The following is a 16,193-nucleotide window of genomic DNA, read 5'->3' on the forward strand; positions in this document are numbered from 1 at the left end:
CGGTAAAGTGCCGCCCCATGAAATTCACCCGTACCGATCGCTCAATGCTGGCCTGGATGCTCTATTGCTGCGTCCTGTTCAACGTGTTCGCCTGCAGCATCGGTCACGGACAAATGGTCGGGATGCAGCTCAACGGAATCGGTGGCCAGTTCTGCGCCGTCGACCCGAGCACCCAGGCGCCGCTGGCCTCAAATCCCGCCGAAGAAAAACTGCCGACCCTGGCCAAGGCCTTTGGCTGTCCGCTGTGCTCCACCGGCGGCATGGGCCCGGCGTTCAACTCCAGCCTGACGCTGGCGATCCTGCCGGAACAACACAGCCCGCCGCTGCCGGTCATCGTCAGCATCAACCTCCCTGCCCGTTTCATCTGGCCTTCGGCCAACCCCCGCGCCCCACCGCTCGCCTGAGTGTCTTTGCCTTTTTGATTTGTCAGCCCACTGCGCCAACGCGCGGCGTTCGCCTGTGCGCTGACTCCGAGAACAAGCATTCAGGATTCAAACGATGAAACAACTTACCTTGCTGGCGAGCCTGTGCGGCTGCCTGTCCGTCAACGTCTGGGCGCAATCCACCGTGGATCTGGCGCCAATCACCATTGATGGCGAGTCCGGCGCCGAACCGGGTCTGAGCCTCGACCAGTCCAGCGGCATGGCCTCGCGCCTCGGCCTCAGCGTGCGTGACACCCCGGCCTCGGTGGCCATCGCCAACCGCAATGACATCGAACGTCACGGTTCGCAAAACTTTCAAGACGCGGCCAACACCTTGCCGGGGGTGAACGCCAGTGCGCCGCCGGGGTTTGGCGGGTTCGTCTCCTATCGCGGTTTCACCAGCAGCCAGATCACCCAGATGTTCAACGGCGTCAACGTCTCCGGCGGGCTGGCGCGGCCGGTGGATTCGTGGATTTATGACCGGGTGGAACTGGTCGGCGGCCCGTCGTCGCTGATCAATGGTGCAGGCTCGGTCGGCGGCTCGCTGAACTACGTGACCAAACTGGCCACGCGCGACGAGCAGGCCGCCGAAGGTCGGGTCAGCTACGGTACCTACGACACCACCGAAGCCGCGTTCGGACTCAACCACGCGCTGACCGAACCCGGTGCCGACGTGCAGCACTACGCGCGCCTCGACGTCAGCCACAACACCAGCAACGGCTACATCGACCGCCAGGAGCGCGATGCCTGGAGCATGGCGTTCTCATTGCTCAGCGACCTGACACCAAACCTGTCACACACCCTTGCCCTGGAATATCAGGACGAACACGAAGACAGCCCGTACTGGGGCACGCCGGTACTCAACCCCAAAGCGGGCGAGCTGAAGATCGACAAGCACAACCGCTTCAATAACTACAACGTCAAGGACGGCCGCTACGAGCAGCGGACGATCTGGGTGCGCTCGATCATCGACTACCGGATCAACGACAGCACGACCCTACGCAACACCCTCTATCACCTCGACAGCCAGCGCGATTACCGCAACCTGGAAACCTATCAATACAACGCCGACAACAGCGCGGTGAACCGCTCCACTGCGTATCAGGTGCGGCATCAGGGCGAGCAGGACGGCAACCAGTTCGAACTGCGTCACGACGACACGCTGTTCGGTCTCGACACCACCTGGTCCGGTGGCTTCGAGTACAAGGTCAACCAGACCACCAACTCGCCACTCAACGTCAAAGGCGCGAGCACCGTGGATCCGAACAACTATCGCCCGGGACACTTCTACGACATACCGGGCACGAAGCCGGGTTTTGTCAGCGACAAGACCAACGAGGTCACCACCAAAGCGTTGTTCGCTGAAAACCGCCTGGCATTGACCGACAAACTTTCGTTGCTCACTGGCCTGCGCCATGACGACATCGATCTGGACGTGACCAACCATCGCACGGTGACGGCGAGCAACCCGCGCCACCTCAAGCGCAGTTGGGAGCCGGTCACCGGGCGTGTCGGCCTGACCTACCAATTCACGCCATCAGCCAATGTCTACGCGCAATACAGCACCGCCGCCGAACAACCGAACGGCACTCAGGACTTCGATGTTTCAAAGGGCAAGCAATGGGAAATCGGCAGCAAGTTCGACTACCTGAACGGACGTGGCTCGGCGACGGTCGCGGCTTACACCATCGAGCGCAAGGACTTTGCCGTTACAGATCCGCTGGACCCGACCAACAGCATTCCTGTTGGCCAACAAACGTCCAAGGGTATCGAGATTGCCAGCTCACTGCGGATCACCGACAGGCTGCTGGCCGAGGGCAACTTCGCCTGGGTCGATGCAGAGTACGATGAGTTCAACGAAAAGAACGCCGCCGGTGGGGTGGTTTCACGCAAGGGCAACACACCGACCAACGTGCCGGACCGGGTCGGCAATCTGTGGCTGACCTATGACTTCGCCCCACAATGGCAAGGCGGGGTCGATGCGCGGTATGTGGCGTCGGTGTATGCGGACAGTGCCAATACCATGACCGTGCCGTCGTACACGTTGTTCGGGAGTTTCCTCAGCTACAAGGTCGACGCACACACCACTGTCACGGGGCGGGTGCGCAACCTGACGAACGAGGTGTATGCCGAATTCGCCCATGTGTCGCCGGCGTATTACCTGGGCACACCACGCACCTTTGAACTGGCCGTACAGACCCGGTTCTGATTGGGTCGGGCGAGGGAGCAGGCTTCCTCGCCTCAACTCTAAAGACCTGCCTGAACCTTGTCCGCCACATCCTTCGGCAGCCACGCCTGCCACACATCCGGATGGGCCTTCATGAACGCGTGCGCCGCATCCCTTGGCGGCGTGTGCTTCTCGCTCATCTCGGCCAGCGCCTTGTTCAGGTCCTCGATCGGAAAATGGACTTTGCTGAAGAACGCAACGATCTCCGGATACTGCTTCTGAAATGGCGTGGACACACCGATCGACAGTTTCGACGCCAGTGAACGGGTCGGTTTCGGGTTGGGGTTATCGGCATCGGTCAGGGTCTTCCAGGCCTCGGCGTCGAACGGCGGCTCTTCCAGCTGCACCAGTTTGAACTTGCCAAGCAACGGCGTTGGCGACCAGTAATAGAACAGCACCGGTTTGCCCCGGCGGATCAATGAACTGATTTCGGCGTCCAGCGCTGCACCGGAGCCGCTGCGGAAATTGGTGAAGTCATCCTGCAACCCATAAGCCGTGAGCTTCTGCTTGTTCACCACTTCCGACGTCCAGCCGATCGGGCTGTTGAGGAACCGTCCCTTTTTCGGGTTCTCCGGATCCTTGAACACATCCTTGTACTTCTTCAGATCACTGACACTGCGCAGGTCCGGCGCCATTGGCTTGATGCCTTTGGCGGCATCGCCCTTGATCACGTATTCCGGCACCCACCACCCCTCGGTAGCCCCCTTGACCGTATCGCCCAGGCTGGCAACCTTGCCTTCGGCTTCAGCCTTGACCCACACCGGGCTGCGCCCCGCCCACTCCTCGCCGATCACCTGGATGTCGTTGTTGGCGAGCGCGGTTTCCAGGGTGATGGTGGTGCCCGGCAGCGTGTCCGTCGGCAGGCCGTAGCCTTTCTCGACGATGATCCGCAGGACATCGGTGATCAGGCTTCCGCTTTCCCAGTTCAGGTCAGCGAAGTGAATCGGCGCTTGTGCGGCATTGACCGCTGGCACCGCTGTCAACAAACCGAATGTGGCCAGACAAGCGCCCAGCAACCGTCGAAATCCGTTCATGCTTTGCACCTCGTGCTGTTCGCAGCAATAGCAGGAAGGCCTGACAGAAGTCCGCCAGCCTCTGAATACTCAGTCAACTGACTGTAGACGAGGTTCCTGCTTTTTCAGGGGCATGCCACGGGCGAGGCTACTTTTCAGACATTTCCTGCAAGCGTTGCAGCTCGCGTCTGACCATGCTGGCGTACTCGGCAGGCTGCAAAGCGTAGATCTGCGAAGCGACCCAACCGAGCCAGACGCCCTTCAACTCGGCCCTGGCATCGAAAAGGCGCCGGGCTTCGTCGCGGGCGCTGTCGAGGTTCTGCAAATGGAAATCGGCGCGACTCACCGTCATCACTCGCTGGCCTTGAAGGTCACCAGCTCGCCCTTGCGCCATTTGGCAGCCTTGGCGGTAACGGCTTTCAGGGTCTTGGTCAGGCCTTCCTGCAGTTGTTCATTGGCGGCAAACACGGTGACCGCGCTATGGCCTTCCTTGAACACGATGGCATGGCCGTCGGCCGTGCTGACAAAGGCATAGTCGCCCAGACCGTACACGGTCATTTTGATCTCGCGAAAACGGATATCCATCTTGCCGCCTTCACGGCTGGGCAATACCGAAGCGCTGAAGTGATCGCCGACCTTGAGCTTCAGGCCAGGCTTGTCGTCGACCACCAATGCGCTTTCGGTGTCGATCTCGGCAACGTAAATGCCTTCAGCGTTTTGCTCGGTGATGTAAACAAAACGCGATTGGAACTGCTTGACCAGCTTTGCCCGCAAATCACCCAGCACGAACAAAGCATGCATATCGAGGTTACTGACTGCCAAAGAAACATCCCCACACTTGAAAGAGTGCCGCACGCGGAAAACGCGCACGACAGTAAAAACGGCCAGGCCGATGGTGTTGCGCAATGACTCGGATAAAAGCCTGAGCGAGCAAAGAGCTCATTCAGCGCGAGGTTCACAAGACTACTGGAATGGCACTCGCGAAACCTGCAAAGACGTTCTCCAAATGTTGAAGGAAAAAGCTTCACGGTCGGCCAGAGAAAACTGACTACGAACTTTAGGGAAAAAACTCACCAAGAAAAGCACTTTTCCGACATATCGCACGCAAAAAATTGCTTTAGATAACGCCATGCCGTCAACAGGTGTTGGCGATTCTAGAGCAGCGACGCTGCTCGCGACTACCCGCAACCGTCTGTAAATGCGGGTCAATCCATGAAAAGGACTTCATATGTGCACTTTGACGCATTTTGCCGTGGCTTACGAACAACCCTTTGACTTGAATAACCCTGACTTTGGTACTGACTCCGCACCCGACTCCTCGGGCCGGGAGCCCCAGTTTCAAGTGATTCTGGCCGGAAACGCCTTTTTCCATATCAAGGAAAAGTCGACCGGCCGCGTAAGAGGTTTCCGTGAAGATCACAATGCCGCGTGTGCGCTTGCGCGTTCGCTGGAATCACGAATCGAACTCCTGCCCAACGTCCCCCTCAGATAAAAGAGAGTGATCGACCACCCCACCCGCCAAGGAGCACACCATGGAACTGCCTGCCTACAATCTGACAACCCTGTTCGATCAATTAGGGCTGCCTTCGGAGGAAATGGCCATAGACGACTTCATCGAAGCCCATCCGCTGGATGCCGAGACCAAACTGATCGACGCCGATTTCTGGAGCCCGCAGCAGGCCCAATTGCTCAAGGAGTGGTTGCGTGCCGATGGCGAGGAAGCCGTGATGGTCGACGAACTCAACGTACGCCTGCACAGAGGCAAATAAATTCGATCAATGGACGCAGTCTCCGGGCTCGTCGCCCAATTGCGCGAGCCAGGCGGCTTTGCACTCTTCCGCTTCGTCACGACTGGCGAACGCCGTGCCCCGCCGCTCTCCGTTGAGCAACACCACCCAGCAGACACTCTGCCCCATCGCACGCAGCCCGGCCGGAACACCACTGCCGATCATCACGGCGACATCGACTCTGCATTGCATGCTGACCTCCAATCTTTTCATTAGCTACCTAACTATGCAGGCATGTTAATGATTGGAATCAGGAGGAAACAGCAACGCGCGTGCACAGCTTAATTGCAGTTCCGGCAACAATGCCTCAACGCGGCTTCTCCGGTTTGTAGCCCAGACGCAATCCGCCCCAGTGGCGGCCCTTGACCATGATCGGCACCGACAGGTCGTGCATCAGCTCGCCGGTATCGCGGGTGTAGGTCTGCAACAGCACGGGTTGCTGATGGCTGCCGCAGCGGATGCCGGTGCGGTCGGCGAATTTGCGTTTGGTGCGATTGTTGATGGTATCGACCTTCACATCCCCGGTCAGTGGCTGGCTGAACGCCTGATTGTGGGTCGGCACATAACCCTGTTGCGTGCAGGCGATGGCGAACACCAGGCCTTCGTGGCGCGGCAACAACGGTTCCTGAATCGCCGGCAGCACCTGATCGGTGTAACGGTCGAATCGGGTCTGGAACCTGGCGGGCTGGGTGTTCGGGATTGGCTGATACTGGCGGTCGAACAAGTCTTCGAGGCTGATCCGCCCCTGCTCGATGTCAGCCTCGAAACGCGCGGCAATCTGGCTCGCACCTTCCCGGGCCAGGTCGTAGATACGCTGGTGATAGTCATCCAGACCGACTTCGGCCAGGCGTTCGCTGATAGTTTCCGCCTGCCCTTCCATCTGCACCGCTGCTTCGGCCAGGCGCCGGGTCTGTTGGTCGCTGATCGCCAGATCGCTGCGCATTTGCTCGATGGCGGTGAACAGACTGTCGAGTTGTTCGCGATTGGTTTCAGCGCCCCGGGCGATTTCGCCGACCTGGGTTTCCACCCCGGCCGCCAGCCTTGCGATGTTTTCCAGGTGCTGACCGGTGTGTTCGACCTGCTCGACGCCGGTATGCAAATCGTCGGAGAGCTGACGAATCTGCTCCACCACCTGCGCCGTGCGTTGCTGGATGTCGGCGACCATCTCGCCCACTTCGCCAGTGGCCGTCGCCGTACGAGCCGCCAGACCGCGGACTTCATCCGCCACCACCGCAAACCCACGACCGTGCTCACCGGCCCGGGCCGCTTCGATGGCGGCGTTCAATGCCAAGAGATTGGTTTGACTGGCAATCGACTGAATCACCAGCGTCACGCGCTGGATGTCATCACTGCGCTCGCTCAAGGCCTCGATCAGTTCGCGACTGGCATTGGCACGCTGACTGAGCTGATGCATGCGCGAAATCGAATCCACCAGTTCGGTGCGCCCCGCCGCGCTGCTGTGATGGGCTTCACTGGCGGCGCCCAGCGCTTCGCGGCTGAGCTGGGACGTGGCTTGCTCAGTGGCAATCATCACTTCGGCGTTGTTGACGATCTGCGCGGCGGCGTCGAGTTGCGATTGCAGGCGTCCAGCCAGTTCCTTGACGGAAAAAGCCACACCGGCGGCCGACAGCGCGTTATGACTGGTGGTGTAGGAAAGGTCGCGAGTCAGCTCGGACATCGCGTCGTTACCGACGACGGGTTGCACATCGGCGACGGCACGGGCACGCAGGCGCGGCAGCCATACAATCAGCACCGCCAATGGCATGCCCACATACAAGGGCCATTCACCCAGGCTCATCCCGGCCAGCACCAGCATCAGGGCGATGCTTTGAAGGGTCGGCATCAGCCAGCGATTTTTCGGCAAAACAACTGGTGCAGGCAGATCTGCAACCAGAGATCCATCTCTCGTCATGTTGTGACCCCACGCTTGTTCTCATTGTTGTGACTGCATTAAACGCCACTACAAGGCCATTATCCATGGTCCGTTAGTCGTGGGTCTGTGGCAGGTCAATGGAACGGTGCGGAGGATTTCCGGCAGACGAGAAAAAGCAAAGATCGCAGCCTTCTGCAGCTTTAAACAAAAGCTGCAGAAGGCTGCGATCTTTTCGCGACGACCCGCATTGAAGGGGTCGCCTCAGGAATCAGGCCTGACGCTGGTGCTTGTCGATCTGCTCGTGACGCTCTTGAGCTTCGATGCAGTACTTGGTGGTCGGGCTGATCAGCAGGCGTTTCAGGCCGATAGGCTCGCCGCTGTCGTCGCACCAGCCAAAGCTGTCTTCCTTGATACGCTCAAGGGCCTGCTCGAGTTGCGGCAGCATGCGCTGGTCGCGATCGATCGCGTTCACCAGCCAGGTGCGCTCTTCTTCCACCGATGCGGCGTCCGCCGGGTCAGCCGGGGTGTCCAGGCTTTCGATGGCAATACGGTTCTGCTCAATGCGCTCGTGGGTTTCGACTTTCATGTTCTGCAACAGCTCCTGGAAGAAAGCGTGTTGCTCGGCATTCATGTAGTCATCTGCCGGCATCGCCAGCAACTTGTCCTTTGTCATTGATATCTCTATAAAAAACGTGCATTAAGGCGAATTAGGGAGCGTTCCGGCGAACCGCCTGCGGTCATCGGAAAGGCATCGTTTATTGCAAACGCCACCCGGCACTCAATTTACGAAGGGGCGGCAGTCTAAGGCCCGTTTGAGGCCTCAGCAACTCTAAATACCGGGAATTTGTCCGACAAGGCCCGGAAACTGCTCTGACACAGGCTTCACAGCGCTCATCGGAGTGCGTTTATAGCAAGAAATTCAGTCGAGCGGCTGTATATAGAAGACAAACGGCGGATGAGCGGCGCTTTGTCGCATTTCTTTACAATCGCCGACGGCAAAACCAGTCCGCCCTCAGGACTGACATTCCTCCCAACCTCAGCTACGTTATGCCCTCCCCGGTTCGACTTGAAGGAACGCGTCATGAAACTGATCGGCATGCTGGACTCCCCTTACGTGCGTCGCGTGGCGATCTCCGCCAAATGCCTGGGGATTGAACTGGAACACGACCCGGTGTCGGTGTTCCGCCATTTCGAGCGCTTCCAACAGATCAATCCGGTGGTCAAGGCGCCGACCCTCGTCCTCGACGATGGTGAAGTGCTGATCGACTCGACGCTGATCCTCGACTACCTCGAAGCCCTGTCCGGCAAAACCCTGCTGCCGACGGACCTGCCGCGACGGGTAAAAGCCCTGCGCCTGATCGGCCTCGGCCTCGCCGCCTGCGAAAAAGCCGTGCAGCTCTACTATGAACGCAACCTGCGTCCGGCCGACATTCAATACCAGCCGTGGGTCGAGCGCGTCGAAGGCCAGCTCGCCGCTGCTTTCACCGCACTGGAACACGAACTGGAAAAACACCCACTGTCCACTGACGGGACGCTGCAACAGGACGGCATCACCCTCGCCGTCGCCTGGAGTTTCACCGGCCTTGTCGTTCCCGATCAGATCGACGCTGAACGCTTCCCGCGCATCGCCCAATACACCGCCTACGCCGAAGGCCTCCAAGCGTTCATCAGCACCCCGATGACCTGACCATGAGCACAACCGAAACCGCCGCCCCGGCCCTGAAAGAAATCTTCAACGCCGAACGCCTGCAACACATCGCCAGCGAGATGAGCGCCGTGTACCCGTCGTTCAAGGCCAAGGCTTTTCTCAAGCATGCCAACGACGGCCTCGACGAACTCTCGGTCATGCAACGCATGGCCCGCGTCAGCGAAAGCCTGCACGCCGTGCTGCCACTGGACTACACCGACTCCCTCTCCGTACTGCGCGAACTCGCCCCACGACTGAACAGCGGCTTCGTCAGCATGTGCCTGCCGCACTACGTCGCGAGCTACGGCGCGCACGCATTCGACACCTCGATGGAAGCCCTGAAGTACTTCACCACCTTCGGCTCCTCCGAATTCGCTATCCGCCACTTCCTGCGCAGCGACCTGGAGCGCTCGCTGGAACTGATGCACGACTGGGCACGAGACGAAAACCACCACGTCCGCCGCCTCGCCAGCGAAGGCAGCCGCCCTCGCCTGCCATGGTCGTTTCGGCTGGAACCGGTGCAGGCAAATCCACAATTGGCCGCCGGGATTCTTGATCGATTGAAGGCCGATGAGAGTTTGTACGTGCGCAAGTCCGTGGCGAATCATTTGAATGATGTGACCAAGGAACATCCGGAGTGGGTGCTGGATACGATTGAGGGATGGGCACTGGAGAACAAGCACACGGCTTGGATTGCCAAGCATGCGTTGCGGAGCTTGATCAAACAGGGGGATTCTCGGGCGCTCACGGTTATCGGCGCAGGGGCGAAGGCTGAAGTTGAGTTGCTGGATGTGAAGGTGGAACCGGCGGTTGTGCGGCTTGGCGAGACGATTACTTTATCGTTTACGGTGAAGTCGTTGGTTCCGGTGGAGCAGCGGTTGGTGATTGATTATGCGATTGACTATGTGAAGGCGAATGGCGGGACTGCGGCCAAGGTTTTCAAGTTGAAGACGTTGGAGTTGGCGGGGTTTGGGAGTGAGGTTGTTCGGCGTAGTCAGACCATCAAAGATTTCACTACGAGGAAACATTATGCGGGGGTGCATGCGATGCATGTAACGATTAATGGGGAGCGGCTGGGGAGTACCGCCGTTAACATTCTCACTTCATGAATGTCAAAGAAATCCTGTGCGATGGATAACGGGACAGATTTATTTTCGAGAAGTAAATCTTCCCTCTTCCCATCATGAGACCGAGTTCAGGCGGGATAGAATGTCAAACCATCAAGATCAATCTCGGCGTAGCCCCCCCACATCCTCCTTGTAAAGCAAGACCCTGCCCACTCCCAGTTCGGATCGTAAGAACTCGACAAGTTTTCCAAGGTTTTCGTTTTTAGACATTGAAGTCGGACGCACTACCGCTGCCTGTCCGGGCTCGTCATCGTAAACCCAAATTAAAAACACACCCTCTTCACTCTGTATATCGTAGTTATAACCACGGTATTCATATCCAATTTCATGGTCAACATCATCAAAGCGAGGACTGTTTTACATCTTTAAGCGCCCACCCTATTTACCCCCCTTATTTCTTCCCAACTTCGAAGAATTACCAACTGCCATATGGAATACCAAATTTCTCAATATAGCGCTTAGCCTTTTCATTAACTGGATAGGCGTAACGCCCTTGATTCTTGCCTTGACTTGGCCCCAGCGGCTCAATCTCAGCTTGCGCCCTTGCCACCTTGACCGGGTGATGACAAGCATCTCTAACCCACACTTGCACAATTCCGCCCGGCGCCAACCCCAGATAAACTGAAGATATATAGGTAGCCGTTTGCTCCGGCGTTTTCGCGCATCGCTGGTTGACCGACGTCAGCATCAGTTGCCTGGCTTCCTCGGGTATGTCCACCCAAACACGATAGGTTTGTGGTTCTACGATAGATTGCCAGCGAACGAAGATTCGTTTGGGAAGATCGGCGCCTACTACTGCTTTCGCAGAACCACCTACGCCGTGCCAGCCTTTGGCGGACTCTGTGCCATCCTCTGGTTGCCCTCCCGACGCCGATCCAGAGCCCGTGTGCAGGAACGTTCTTCCTTTGATGTCTTCCACCGAAGTGTCTTCCACCCAAACCTTCATGTAGCGAGGCTCAGTGAAACCCAGCTCCCACCATGGAGATTTTGGATCGTTCTTTGCTGAAAGCGGGTCTGCGGAACAACCAGCAGCAAGCAAAGTGCAAAGCAGGGTTAAAAGTAGCTTCATTACCAAAGCGTCCAATCAGGTACGTGCGGGTGTTTTACGCGAATTGCGTCTGACGTGGGAGCGTTGATGTAAACCGCTTTCACACCACTTCCATCCCTTCGGCCAAGTGGGTGGTTCCAGTTGGCCGATGTATGAATGTACTTGAGTTTGAGGGTTTTCTCCTCTAACAGGGTCGTGCTGTAGTCGCCAGAGACAAAACGATCAGACAACGCTTGAAGCTCTGCGGGAATGGAAAAGTCGGGCGTTTCAGGAATGTCGTTGAAGCGAACCCCTTTGGCTTTCGCCTGCTGATGCATTACACGCAGGCACACTCTCGATAGCATTCCGCTCACCGTCCGCCTGAGCTGAACGGCGGCGTAGACGCGTTTGACGCGAGGGCTCATTCGATCCTGTGGGCTGTTGGGCATTACAAGTGCAGGTGGCGTTACGATTTCCAGCATTTCAGAAGGCCAACCATTAGCGAGCCACTGATTTTTGACCGTTACCGCATCCTGATAAATCGAAGTGCTGACGACATCAGTGTTAAGCGACACCTCAAGCATTTGCATGGGGCTGACAAGTACACATTCTTCAGCCTCCTCAAGGTATCCCCCGCCAATATCAGAATGCACGCCGGGCAAGACAATTTCCTGGTGATCTGGTGTTACTCGGCTGAGGGCAAAGTTCCCCCTGCATTCATCACGCGCAACCAACTGGACGACATCGGTGAAATAGCGTCGATCCAGGTAGAGCTTGATACCTGTCGCAATCGGGCTTTTGATGTCGCCCAGATTGGACCAGCCAGCAATCGAAGGAACGGTATCGAACAGGCCGATGAAGCCCATATTGATATCGCTTTTATATTGATCGCTGAAAGTCGAACTGAAGGCATCAGCATTGCTGCGAAGGATTTCTCCCAATGGACCTTGTTTTCCCCGGACGACCTCATTTGCAAAGTGCCGAGCGGCTGCCGCACCGCGACTGAAGCCGAAAGTGTCAAATGTCAGGGAGACGATTTCACTACCCGGATTCTCGTCCAGCGCCTCCTTGATACGCTGCTTGATCAATACAAACGAAGATTGGACACGTCCCGCAACACCCGTTTCGCCGCGCCCGGTTCCTGCTCCCAAGGAGCTGTCTTCTTGACCTGAACGGGTACCGATACCTTCAACATACACCATGCGAAAAGCACGCTTTCGCGCCCCCTCGCCTTCAGCTGCCTCGGGAGTGTCATATAGATCACTGAGCTTTTTGATGTTACTGACATCATTGCCATAACTACTATCCGGATCACTCATATACGGCTTGCAGCTTGCATCGATATCTTTAGCCGCAATCGGATGATGAGCGCCGCACAGAAGTCCGGCCGCAGCGTTGTTGGCATTATTCCCCGTACCATCGAAGAACACTCCGATCCGCAGGGCTATGCCGATTTTTTCGGGCGCACGCGCAGGCTCTTTCCCGTGTTTCTCATACTCCGCCCAACGCTGGGCATGAATATCGACGGGGTTGGTGCCTGTGTTGCGGAAATGTTTAGGCGGGTTGGGAACGTAGCCACTCAATCCTTGATACCTCGTTCTGATCCTTGAGAACGGGCCGAAGGGTGACAGTCGATGCAGGGTGGCGCAAGCCGTGGCCCAGTGCCAGCGCTTGGCTTCATGCGGCGAAGAACGGCTCCTCTTGTCGCAGCAGAATTGGGTTTATGCCTTTAGATACATCCAGCACCTGACTCACAACCAACCTCACAACAAGCGCTGGTGCGCACTCACCACGCAAGTCACGCACCAGACTCATTTGAGCAGTTACCACTGGCCGCTTGCGAGACAGCCGACGATTTCCCAACCGCTGTATTCCCACCAGGAATATCGATCATCGGAGCAACTTCTGGCCAGACTGGCCATGTGGATTCCGCCCGCTGTTTGTTGGGTACCGAAAGGCGTGCCAATAGAAGCTGTTACTTGATTGACAGCTTGAGGAGCCTTGAGGGTGGTCGGATGTACGGAAGCATTCGCAACGGTGGCGGTGAAAGCGAGCGTTGCGGATACGGCCAGAGCAGTGATGGACTTTTTCATTTTCGAATCCTTTCAGTTATCTGACATGCGGCTTGTGCATTGGCCTGACCTGCCTTAATCAATAATCTGAACAGATCGGGCGCTCGTAAAAAGCCTACCACCGCGCTGCCGGCTGCACAGTCGCTCAACTGTGCTATTGACAAGCTGATGGAGTGAGGGGAGAGATCTTTTCGAACGCTCAAGACTCGGGCAACGCGCCGGGTTCTTTTCCTGTCTATCACCCTGTGTGCAATGGTGGCGCCAAGCCCCGAATGATAAGGTTCAGCCTCAAAATCACGGACGACACCTCGTGCACAAACAATGTCTTGCAGCAGCAATAACCTTCACCATCAGCCTTTCCGCTCTCGCCTCTCCTGTGCCGCAGGAAGAGCTCGAAGAGTGCCAGCGAATAGAAAACTCGGCCAAACAGGTCATGAAAAGCAGGCAGCAAGGCGCGCCCATGGATTCGGTGTGGGAACTGGCCGAAGCGGCAGGCAAGCAGAGCGAGTATGTGGGTGAGTTGTTCAAGACGCTGATTCGCGAGGCGTACGCGATTCCGCAGTACTCAAGCGAGAGCTTGCAGCAGAAAGCGATCAGCGATTTCCATTCCAATTTCTACAAGGCTTGCATCGTGACGGCGGAAAAGCGAGCCGGCGCCAACGGCTGAGCTCATCGAACAAAAAAGGGGGCAGATTCAGGTAATGAATCTGCTCCTTTTTACTTGAGGGCAGCCTCTACGCTTTCAGCTCTACCTTATCCAGCGCCTGATTCACGGCCAGCCCTGCGACCATGACCACTTGTGTGATGCCCAGTGCGGTTTTGCGGTGGGCGGGCTCGAGGATGGCGGCGAAGTTGCTGAGCATTTCGCTGGCGGAATCGAGGGATTCGCTGGCGTTGGCCAACAGAGATTCGCTGTTGTAGGCGGGGTTGGCCAGGAACATGGGGTCGTGTGTGGTGTGGCTGCCCATGATGCGTTGTTGCGGGGTCAGGTAATGATCGAGGGCGCGTTCTGCGGCTTCGTTCAAGGTTCGCGAATCGGGGAATTTGTAGGGTGAGACCGGATCAGTTTCTGGCGGATTCGGTGTTGGTTTGATCATGGTGAAACTCCTGATTTTGATTAGGAGCTACCAGCATCACTTGCAGATGATGGGTGGCAGCCAAGTGCGGGTCTGCAAGACCGGGAAACCAGGCACCCGGCAGACCCGAGGGTCTCCCGCACAAAGCCGCCATTGAGCGGACACAAACGAGCGTCCTTTTTGGCAGGGCTGTGCGACTGGTTTTTCCGGCGGGCTTGCAGACCCGATCACTGATAGGCAGTGACGGGAATAAAGTTACGGAGGGAGCGCCAGACGCACAAGCCGGCGGATTCTGTCTTAGGTGTAGGGCGTGGCGCAAGGCGTTGTGGGCATCGGGATGTGACGAAAGACCACGCATAAACAGGCCACGTATTCTGTGTTTAATGTCTGACAAAAAAGACTGTTTCGCAGTCCCACGGGAATACGTAAATCAGGCCGTCCGCTTTCACCCAGAAACCATCATTGCCCTGTGTCTAAAAAACCGGCCACCCGGCATAATCCGCGCAATTTTCCCCATCAACCCAAGTCCGACCGTCATGCCTGAAGAGTTCGAAGTCCCCAGTCCTCACGAGCAACACGTTGAACACACCACCCATCATGCCCACGCAAAAGGCGATCGCTTTGCCAGCAAGATTGCGGTCATGACGGCGATCATGGCGACGGTCGGCGCCCTGATGAGTTATCAGGCCGGCTCGACGGAGAGTGAGGCGGCCATGGACAAAAACAACGCGGCCATTCAGAAGACCGAAGCGGCCAACGAGTGGAGCTATTACCAGGCCAAGTCCAGTCGGCAGAACCTGTCGGAGCTGGCCAGCCATCTTCCGGGACTGGATTCCGCTCATTATGTTGCCGAGGCTCGGCGCTATGCCGAGCAGAAAGAGCAAGCGCGCAAAAAGGCGGAAACACTTGAGCAGCAGGCGCGAGAGTGGGACGAAAAGTCAGAGCAGGTCCTGCATCAGCATCACCGCTGGGCCCAGGCCATGACCGCGATTCAAATCGCCATTTCGCTGGCGGCCATCACCCTGCTGACGCGCAAGGAATGGCTCAGACGCGTCTCGTTTGGGGCGGCGGGCCTGGGTGTCATGTTGGGCTCCTTGGCCTGGTTGCATATCTGAAAGAGGCAGAAACCGCTGAAGCTGACAAAAAAAGGAACAGACTCAGTGCATGAATCTGTTCCTTTTCGCTTGGGAACGGCCTCTGCCCCTTCGGCTCCACGCTCTCCAATGCCTGCTTCACCACCAATGCCCCCGACATCACTACCTGCACGGACATGCGGCGGACAGGCGCCAGGATGGCGACCTTCCAGGAGTCGATTCGAACAGGCCTACTGCGAATTGCTGCGCCCCGGCAACATCCGCACCAAGGTGTTATCCCGCACCCAATAGTGGTGAAAAAGCCCCGCCGCCGCATGCAGACCGATCAGCCAGTAGCCGGTGCTGCCCAGCAGTTCATGCCAGTATTTGAGGCGTTTGGCAAAGTCCGGGTCGATAGCCACCGGGGCTGGAAGATGGAAGCCAAAGTACGGAAACGGTTTGTCGGCAGCGGCGAGCATCAGCCAGGCCAGTACCGGAGTGGCGATCATAAGCACGTACAATGCCAGGTGCATCAGGTGCGATATGCCCGTCTGCCAGGCTGGCGGCTTGGGGGTGATCGGCGGGCGCGGCGTCAGGCGGCCGAGCAGGCGAACCCATACCAGGGCGAAGATACCCGCGCCAAATGCGCCATGCAGGCCCATCAGCAGACCTCGGGCTTCACTGCCCTTGGGCATGAAACCTTTGATTTCAACACACGCATACACGCCGACGAACAGCGCCAGCATCAGCCAGTGAAGCGTGATTGAAAGTTTTCCATAACGGGTTACGGCGTTGTCGCGGGTCATAAG

19 protein-coding genes are annotated in these 16,193 nt (G+C 57.6%); 8 read left to right on the forward strand and 11 right to left on the reverse strand.

What is annotated here, in order from left to right:
• The first annotated feature begins 17 nt into the window (after positions 1-17).
• Together ACSPX5_RS11640 and ACSPX5_RS11645 are read left to right on the forward strand one after the other, a co-directional pair.
• Complete coding sequence (locus ACSPX5_RS11640) at positions 18-404, forward strand: DUF2946 domain-containing protein (protein WP_169430756.1); 387 nt, start codon at positions 18-20, stop codon at positions 402-404.
• A gap of 94 nt (positions 405-498) precedes the next feature.
• Positions 499-2,631, forward strand: coding sequence for a TonB-dependent receptor (locus ACSPX5_RS11645; protein WP_439821748.1), 2,133 nt, complete (start codon positions 499-501; stop codon positions 2,629-2,631).
• A gap of 38 nt (positions 2,632-2,669) precedes the next feature.
• Here the strand turns inward: ACSPX5_RS11645 and ACSPX5_RS11650 are convergent, their stop codons facing one another.
• The 3 genes from ACSPX5_RS11650 to ACSPX5_RS11660 form a co-directional block, all read right to left on the reverse strand.
• Positions 2,670-3,683 (reverse strand): ABC transporter substrate-binding protein, encoded by a 1,014-nt coding sequence (locus tag ACSPX5_RS11650; protein WP_323160275.1) that lies wholly within the window; start codon positions 3,681-3,683, stop codon positions 2,670-2,672.
• 127 nt (positions 3,684-3,810) lie between these two features.
• Entirely contained in the window at positions 3,811-4,014 is a 204-nt protein-coding gene (locus ACSPX5_RS11655; protein WP_169430759.1) for a hypothetical protein, read from the reverse strand.
• The gene (locus ACSPX5_RS11660; protein WP_085711422.1) at positions 4,014-4,484 is read right to left on the reverse strand and encodes a hypothetical protein; all 471 of its coding nucleotides are present in this window, start codon (positions 4,482-4,484) and stop codon (positions 4,014-4,016) included. Before ACSPX5_RS11660 ends, ACSPX5_RS11655 begins: the two co-directional genes overlap by 1 nt.
• A gap of 406 nt (positions 4,485-4,890) precedes the next feature.
• Between ACSPX5_RS11660 and ACSPX5_RS11665 the strand changes: the two genes are divergently transcribed.
• Together ACSPX5_RS11665 and ACSPX5_RS11670 are read left to right on the forward strand one after the other, a co-directional pair.
• On the forward strand, positions 4,891-5,154 hold the full coding sequence (locus ACSPX5_RS11665) for a hypothetical protein (RefSeq protein WP_249314302.1): 264 nt from the start codon (positions 4,891-4,893) through the stop codon (positions 5,152-5,154).
• 40 nt (positions 5,155-5,194) lie between these two features.
• Positions 5,195-5,431, forward strand: a complete 237-nt coding sequence (locus ACSPX5_RS11670) for a DUF2789 family protein (RefSeq protein WP_169430760.1) — start codon at positions 5,195-5,197, stop codon at positions 5,429-5,431.
• Between the two features lie 6 nt (positions 5,432-5,437).
• Here the strand turns inward: ACSPX5_RS11670 and ACSPX5_RS11675 are convergent, their stop codons facing one another.
• From ACSPX5_RS11675 to ACSPX5_RS11685, 3 genes are all read right to left on the reverse strand, one after another.
• Complete coding sequence (locus ACSPX5_RS11675; protein ID WP_169430761.1) at positions 5,438-5,641, reverse strand: hypothetical protein; 204 nt, start codon at positions 5,639-5,641, stop codon at positions 5,438-5,440.
• A gap of 115 nt (positions 5,642-5,756) precedes the next feature.
• Positions 5,757-7,361, reverse strand: coding sequence for a methyl-accepting chemotaxis protein (locus tag ACSPX5_RS11680; RefSeq protein ID WP_439821749.1), 1,605 nt, complete (start codon positions 7,359-7,361; stop codon positions 5,757-5,759).
• A gap of 229 nt (positions 7,362-7,590) precedes the next feature.
• Positions 7,591-7,995 (reverse strand): TraR/DksA family transcriptional regulator, encoded by a 405-nt coding sequence (locus ACSPX5_RS11685; protein ID WP_039767046.1) that lies wholly within the window; start codon positions 7,993-7,995, stop codon positions 7,591-7,593.
• 408 nt (positions 7,996-8,403) lie between these two features.
• On the opposite strand from ACSPX5_RS11685, the gene ACSPX5_RS11690 reads away from it, so the two are divergent.
• The gene (locus ACSPX5_RS11690) at positions 8,404-9,009 is read left to right on the forward strand and encodes a glutathione S-transferase (RefSeq protein WP_439821750.1); all 606 of its coding nucleotides are present in this window, start codon (positions 8,404-8,406) and stop codon (positions 9,007-9,009) included.
• Between the two features lie 2 nt (positions 9,010-9,011).
• A complete protein-coding gene (locus ACSPX5_RS11695) occupies positions 9,012-10,118 on the forward strand; it encodes a DNA alkylation repair protein (RefSeq protein WP_323160270.1) in 1,107 nt (368 codons plus the stop codon).
• A gap of 433 nt (positions 10,119-10,551) precedes the next feature.
• On the opposite strand, the gene ACSPX5_RS11700 is transcribed toward ACSPX5_RS11695, so the two are convergent.
• The 3 genes from ACSPX5_RS11700 to ACSPX5_RS11710 form a co-directional block, all read right to left on the reverse strand.
• Positions 10,552-11,205, reverse strand: coding sequence for a DUF2931 family protein (locus tag ACSPX5_RS11700; RefSeq protein ID WP_439821751.1), 654 nt, complete (start codon positions 11,203-11,205; stop codon positions 10,552-10,554).
• Positions 11,205-12,746 carry a phospholipase effector Tle1 domain-containing protein gene (locus ACSPX5_RS11705; protein WP_439821752.1) on the reverse strand — a complete coding sequence of 514 codons (1,542 nt, stop codon included), beginning with the start codon at positions 12,744-12,746 and terminating at the stop codon, positions 11,205-11,207. Before ACSPX5_RS11705 ends, ACSPX5_RS11700 begins: the two co-directional genes overlap by 1 nt.
• 240 nt (positions 12,747-12,986) lie before the next feature.
• A complete protein-coding gene (locus tag ACSPX5_RS11710) occupies positions 12,987-13,256 on the reverse strand; it encodes a hypothetical protein (protein WP_169430770.1) in 270 nt (89 codons plus the stop codon).
• A gap of 439 nt (positions 13,257-13,695) precedes the next feature.
• Between ACSPX5_RS11710 and ACSPX5_RS11715 the strand changes: the two genes are divergently transcribed.
• Positions 13,696-13,902, forward strand: coding sequence for a hypothetical protein (locus ACSPX5_RS11715; RefSeq protein ID WP_243433368.1), 207 nt, complete (start codon positions 13,696-13,698; stop codon positions 13,900-13,902).
• A gap of 67 nt (positions 13,903-13,969) precedes the next feature.
• Here ACSPX5_RS11715 and ACSPX5_RS11720 read toward each other — a convergent pair whose 3' ends face one another.
• Positions 13,970-14,332 (reverse strand): DUF6124 family protein, encoded by a 363-nt coding sequence (locus tag ACSPX5_RS11720; protein WP_323160267.1) that lies wholly within the window; start codon positions 14,330-14,332, stop codon positions 13,970-13,972.
• Positions 14,333-14,847: 515 nt separating this feature from the next.
• On the opposite strand from ACSPX5_RS11720, the gene ACSPX5_RS11725 reads away from it, so the two are divergent.
• A complete protein-coding gene (locus ACSPX5_RS11725) occupies positions 14,848-15,426 on the forward strand; it encodes a DUF4337 domain-containing protein (protein WP_169430773.1) in 579 nt (192 codons plus the stop codon).
• 209 nt (positions 15,427-15,635) lie between these two features.
• Here ACSPX5_RS11725 and ACSPX5_RS11730 read toward each other — a convergent pair whose 3' ends face one another.
• Positions 15,636-16,190 carry a cytochrome b gene (locus ACSPX5_RS11730; protein ID WP_207866492.1) on the reverse strand — a complete coding sequence of 185 codons (555 nt, stop codon included), beginning with the start codon at positions 16,188-16,190 and terminating at the stop codon, positions 15,636-15,638.
• Positions 16,191-16,193 lie beyond the last annotated feature (3 nt).

It is taken from the genome of Pseudomonas sp. HLG18, assembly GCF_051903985.1.
Lineage (GTDB): Bacteria > Pseudomonadota > Gammaproteobacteria > Pseudomonadales > Pseudomonadaceae > Aquipseudomonas > Aquipseudomonas fluorescens_BT.